Consider the following 6,000-nt stretch of genomic DNA (forward strand, 5'->3'; position numbering starts at 1 on the left):
CGAGTTAGAGCAAAGTGGCCCATGCTGTGCATACGTCGGGCAGCGTCACCTACGCTGCGACGACTCTAGAATCTAGCGCCAGTAAACCAAGGAGGCACGCCAAGGACAGCAAACATCATGAAGATAATAATCGCTGATATGGTTCCAAGCAGCGCCCAACGCCTGGTCAAGTGAGTCAATCTTCCCGAATACGCCAATTGCTCCGCCTCTGTCAGCCTCCTGACCCGGAAGGAGTTTTTGTGCCCTTCCAGCGCCATCTCAGTGCGAATCTCGTCTGGCCACTCAGGCCTAGGCGCCATACGGGAGATCCAGAGCCCGGCCTTCTCGAACCAGTACATAAAGGCCCCGACGATCCCAACGTACAGCAGAGGAAAGGCACCCGACTTGACCCGATGACGATCATCTATGAGACCTCCGTAGAGCCGACGATCCATCAGCACCAAGTCTGCCTTTGGATCATCAGGTGACGGCAACGGATCCACTTCCGGCAAGCTTTCAGGCTGCCCGTCCATGTATCCCCGAACGAACTCCCAGATCATCTCAGGCGCACGAACATCCCTATGAGGCTGCGTCAATGGCACATATGCCTTAATCCGTCCATCCGAGTCATCAACGTCCACAACGGCGAGCACATAGCCGGTGGCCGCGCCCGCCATGCTGTAGCTTCTGGATACCATGGAGACGGGCTGAACTTTGTCATAGTGCATTGTCACCCACCCAATCTTGGGTCCGAGCCATGAATAGAAGCGCCGATGCCTTCTACTCAGCACTACCGATGGCGCCATAGGTCGCACCACCGATGCTATTGACCATGCAAAGAACCCACCCGAAATCACGAGAAGCACTCCATATGCCGCCGCCGCATGGGGCCAGAAATTCCGGCTGGAGAGAAGCCCCCCCATTACGACATCAGCGAAAACCATACTCAATCCGGCGCATCCGATTACCAGTCCAAGCACGAAAGCGAAGCCCCTGCTCGAGGCCTGCCCCCCTTGAACAAATACCATGAACGAATCGTTGAGTGACTGAATCGCCTTTACGGAGGCTGGCTCCTGGCCTTGAGGATCTTTCCCGCTCCCGAGAAATTTTCCCCAGCCCCCACTCTTTTCCGGGAGCCTACTCATACCAAACAGAGCATCGCGAGCACTTCTGTTCATGATAATTATTTCTTTCTAGCCGTAGGGAACTCAAGATTCGTCGACAACGAAGGAATGGCATTTCTATCGGGGAAATAGGAAAGCTTCATTCCGAAGCCGACCACTTCCGTGTAGCGCTCAGCTTTATCGTCGAACCACCTTCCGATTGTGTTCATCACACCGACTATCATTCCACGACCAGAGCCCAGCCGCCCTTTCACCACCGCAGCGCCACTCTCATCCACTTCAACATCGGGCTGCCCCTCACCTCCAGTAAGCCTGATGTTCCTCTTGAAATTGCGCTCTCGGGGCTCACCGTCCTGTAGATCAAAGGATGAAATTACGACCTTCTTACCATCTTCTGTAAATCCAAAAAATGTGACGGACAATGAAGTGCCTTCCGCATATCGAGGGAGGGCAATTTCATAAACACCGAGTGTCGCATTCCCATTGGCTATCGGACTCAGGTCCGCAGCTGCAACCAGGGTCACTCGTTGAAACTGATAGACCTCATCTTCAAGCCCAGAGAATGCTGCAACGGTTTCACTGCCCGCTATCGCAAAAGGATTCTTCTTGACAATCTCACCGGAAATCCGCTTGCGCAGCCCAAAAATACCGTTATCCAACCAGAATTCAACAGGAGAAAGCTCATCATCAGCAGTACCGAACGCTTGGATCGCCATGTACACGGCAAGCCCCAGAGCTGCCACGGCAATGAGCAGCCATCCCACTGGGCCAAGTGTTATCCCAAGGACAGTTGCGGACGCCGCGCCACCAGCAGTGGCGCCTAATGCAGCGGTAGTGAATCCAAACGCGGCAACCGACCCCGCGATCGCTGCTGCACCCGAGCCAACCGTCCACCATCCAGAATCGGAGTCCCCCTTCGCAACCTTTTGTGCCCCTTGAAATACGGTGAACAGACCGTCGGCAACGCCCGCATACAATCCAAGCTTTGCGGCAAAAGCTGTCACCGGTACCAGTTCGGTCGCTGGGGTGCGGGCAACAAGAACTTGAACGGCGACGCGCAGCTCAAGGCCGGCACTGACTGCCGCCAGTCCTGCCGCGAAAAGCTTTACTCCATTTTCGGCCCTATTGTTTCCTTTCTTAAATTCAGAAATCGCCCCCCAAATGGATGTCGCCTGAAAGAGAAGGACGGCCGAACTCATCATTGCATCTGCACGCGTGGCGATTCTGCTCAAATGACTTCGCAGGAGTGGATTCTCAGGGACATGCGTAGATGGGATTCTGGTTTCAATGGCCTCAAGTCCTAACCGGCGCAGAGCCGTCTCATCCAACTGCACACCGCTCTGCACTCGTCGAACAATCCACAAGGCGACCTCTGCCATCTCATCCTGTGTTCGGGGCTCAGAAAAGAGAACCGCACCGTTCACCGCCTCAGACAACACCCACCCCTCTTGGCGGAGGTTGCCCCGAGTTCTCATATACTCCATGCCGTCGATCATCGGCCCCATGCTGACGGCAGCTCTCGGATCAATTCTTGCAGGACCAGTGGCCACTTCCATCATCCATTGCGAGATCCGCTGCCATGTGGTCCTATGCACCTCCGGCGCAGGCACTAAATCATCTCGAATGAGACCTGCGATCGTAACTCTTCGTAAAAGCATGGCAAATTGGTCTGGCCTGCTCTGTTGCAGTCGCCCCATAACTCCCGTCGCAGTCTCGATAAGCGATGCGGTCGCCTGATTTGCTGCGCGCTGGATACGGATCGAACTCCTGATGTTGTTTATGCGCTCGATTGCACCATTGCCAATCAGCATTTCAGCTGCAATGGACTTTGCAAGTCCAACAGAATCAAGCTTATCCTTGAACGTTGGTGGCGCGTTCTCCATCAGCTTCAGTGCCGCGTCATCCGAGGCGGCTAGCGCTTTCGAGAACCAATTCCCAGGATCTGAGTCCGGGAGATCAAGCACACGCTCCCAGACGACTTTTCTTTCGTTCTCATCGATTCCCGAACCAGCGACGCACTGAATGACCATCGACTCAAAGTCCAGTGCACTGCGGTGGTCTTCGTTATCGAAGTCATAGCGCTGCTGCGCGTCCCAAGCGACAGACTCCTTCCATATGCAGAAGTCAGCGCCGATAGCCTTCGTTTGCTCGATGTAGCGCTTGAATTCCTCCGAGGTAGCAAGGGCTTCGCGCCACTTCGCCTCGTCGATATGCTTGAGATAGCGCTCTGGCCCATAGTTCTTGTTCCACCACGGACCAGGGTTGGCCTCCGCACTAGCCCTGATCCCCTCAATCATCTCCGATACAACACGTCGCCTGGCCTTCTCGGAATCGACCATTCCTGAAGCGTCTGCAGCAAGTGCCGATGCCCGGTTTCTGTTGTGATTGATCTGAGCAGTGACGCCCACAGCGTCAGGCAGAACAAGCAAAATGCCTGTTTTTCGCGGGACATTCCGAGAAATTCTATCCATCGTCGACTTGATGAAGAATGGCGACTTGGGATCAAGCATCAAGAACTCACTGGAGAGTCCGCGCTCGTAGAGTGGCTCCAGAAGATGTTCGTTGATTCGGCTCCGCACTACTGCAGGTGCATAGTCCGCCACATATCCATCCAAGCGCTCTGGCAGTTGCATTGCGCATGGGATGCTGCTTCCAGCACCGAGCGTTTGAGCCGAAGCGGCAGTCACAACATCCAGCTCCAACATGCGCTTAGCCCGACGGCCATCTTCATCCTTTGCGTAGCCTGCAAGAACGCCTCTCGTCCAACGATATCGGCTATATGCGATCCATACCTTCTCGTCCTTCTTGGGGTCGAGCACGATAGCCTGAAGCGCGTGCGCATTGTGTTCCGCTCGCGAGCACGCCGCCTCCGGCCCGGGTTCGTGCGGCAGGAGGTCAACCGGAGATCGCCTCAGCAATCCCAGTTTATTGATCTCATAAGCATCCCAGGAGCCATCGACTTTCAGAACGTATAGAAAACCTGCTGGCAACGCCCTCATCACGTACCAGTGATGCTTGACCTCTTCCTCGCCGGAGAAGCCGTTGTCCAAGGCTGTCAGGCCTCGGGCGAGTTCGGGTGACATGCCTTGCACAGTGCTGGCGAAAGGGCCAAGTGGCCTCATGCCAGCCGGCAGCGCAGTGTAGGTGACCGGGAGAATGGCCAACCCCTCCTTCACGCAATTCGGACACTTATCCCCCGACGCCTGTTGAGTTTTTGCCTTGGCTTTAGTGCGCGCGCCGACGATTCCGGTGTCTGCCATATTCTGCTCCCTTTTAACCCTAAAGACCCTGGCGCCCAGAGAAGGATGCCCAGAACTGCTCGCTGAGCGACTCAAGCGCAACGATTGGTGAGTCGCCCTTCTGAACTGCACTCTCCATGAGATGTCTTACTTCATCGTCATCGTCGAAGTGGTCTCCAACGAGATGACGATGAAGCGCATAGCTGACCATCTCGTATTCAGTCTGCAGCCGCCATCGCCGCTCGCCCGCTCGGATGTCGCGATCTATCTTGGCGCAATCGATCTTGCGATAGGACGCCGAGTCAAGGTTAAGAGAGTCAATTACTTTGTTGATGCGTCCGAAGTTCATGAATCGACCGGGATCTAGAGGACGATGTGGGCCGCTCGCTGGAGATGCATCGGCCAACTCAAGCACTTCGGCCCTTCCATCCCTTGCAATCCAACACCAACGTTCGACCGGAGCAACCAGATTACGGATTTCATCAAAGCTGATGAATTGGGGTAGAAGATCCATGACCCTCGGGTCCCAGAAGCGGAACAACCTGCGTTCTCCGCCAGAGGAAACGGCTGCGCGGCGCGCAAGGCTTCTCGCTATCTCAATGGCAGAGACCCTGCTAGCTATGAACGCGCATACAGATCGCGCACCAGGGGGAACGGATGAATTACCCTCAACTTCACACATCGCACGGTCAAGTGCGGCATCAATCAGTGGATCCCGGCCGACTTCGCGGACGGGAACTAGGTAGGGACAATGAGCCTCGCTCATCAATGTTCTGCTTATAGAGACTCTGACCCTCTCCCTTCCCTCGGCTTCCAATAGTGATAGTGGGTCTGCCAGAGTTGGATCGATTAACAGGTGTACGCTCCACCGCTTCGAGCCGTCCACATCGCGGACCGCGTCAGCGATGACCTGCAGCGCTGCGTCGATTGTATTAGACAATTGCCGCTCCATCGGCCGCTGCTGCCTGATTCCTGTAATCGCAACCTCTGAATGCACCGGACGGCACCTTCGCCTCACCGGGCACACTCGCCGGCCCCAGCCATTCCCTCTGGCTCGCCTTGAATTCCACCTTGCCCGGCGCGCCCAGTTCGATGTTGTCGCCCTCGATCCGGATGTAGGCCCCGGCCGCCGTCGCCAGCAGATGCTTGCTCGGCGCCGACAGCTGCACGTCCGCTTCGGTGCTCGCGATGCGTACCTGCGTCTTTGCGGCCACGATCGCCTGGTTCTTGTGCGCACGCGCACTCACCTTGCCCTGCGCCGCATGCAGCGCGATGCCGCGCTCCTGGTTCGGGCTCTCGCCGCTGGGTTCCATGCCGGCGGTGTACAGCACCAGCCCGCCGGCCACGGCCATCGTCAAGGAGCCCTGCGTCATCCAGTTCAGTGCCACGCCGCTGGCCAGCGTGGTATGCGTGCCACTGACCCACACCTGGTCGGCCGGGGTCAGGCTCAGCACGCCGGCCACGCCACTGCCCAGCAGGACAGGCGCACTCCAGCCCGGCGCTTCACCCTCGCCACCGGCAATGCTGCCCGCCGCACTGCCACTGTGGGTGGCGCGCAGGGTCTCCTGCAGTTCGGTCAGCGTCGTGTCCACCGGCAATTCGGCCGCCTCGCCAGGCAGCTGCGCCTGCTGCTTGCCTGCCGACTCGGCCAGCTGCTT

4 protein-coding genes are annotated in these 6,000 nt (G+C 57.0%); all 4 read right to left on the reverse strand.

Annotation, left to right across the window (positions count from 1 at the left end; translation table 11 throughout):
• Positions 1-65: 65 nt before the first annotated feature.
• The gene (locus tag N7367_RS02060) at positions 66-1,157 is read right to left on the reverse strand and encodes a DUF6708 domain-containing protein (protein ID WP_197601141.1); all 1,092 of its coding nucleotides are present in this window, start codon (positions 1,155-1,157) and stop codon (positions 66-68) included.
• A 5-nt stretch (positions 1,158-1,162) separates the two neighbouring features.
• Positions 1,163-4,363, reverse strand: a complete 3,201-nt coding sequence (locus N7367_RS02065; protein ID WP_197601142.1) for a toxin VasX — start codon at positions 4,361-4,363, stop codon at positions 1,163-1,165.
• Between the two features lie 19 nt (positions 4,364-4,382).
• On the reverse strand, positions 4,383-5,294 hold the full coding sequence (locus N7367_RS02070) for a DUF4123 domain-containing protein (RefSeq protein WP_279941632.1): 912 nt from the start codon (positions 5,292-5,294) through the stop codon (positions 4,383-4,385).
• A partial coding sequence (locus N7367_RS02075) for a DUF2345 domain-containing protein (protein ID WP_279941633.1) occupies positions 5,275-6,000 on the reverse strand: 726 nt, incomplete at its 5' end. The genes N7367_RS02075 and N7367_RS02070, both read right to left, overlap by 20 nt.

Origin of the sequence: Stenotrophomonas sp. GD04145, from assembly GCF_029835135.1 — a bacterium.
Classification (GTDB): Bacteria; Pseudomonadota; Gammaproteobacteria; order Xanthomonadales; family Xanthomonadaceae; genus Stenotrophomonas; species Stenotrophomonas maltophilia_P.

What these genes read in the sequence shown, in the direction of transcription:
- N7367_RS02060 (WP_197601141.1), bottom strand. Translation starts at nt 1,157, where the DNA reads ATGAACAGAAGTGCTCGCGATGCTCTGTTTGGTATGAGTAGGCTCCCG.
- N7367_RS02065 (WP_197601142.1), bottom strand. Translation starts at nt 4,363, where the DNA reads ATGGCAGACACCGGAATCGTCGGCGCGCGCACTAAAGCCAAGGCAAAA.
- N7367_RS02070 (WP_279941632.1), bottom strand. Translation starts at nt 5,294, where the DNA reads ATGGAGCGGCAATTGTCTAATACAATCGACGCAGCGCTGCAGGTCATC.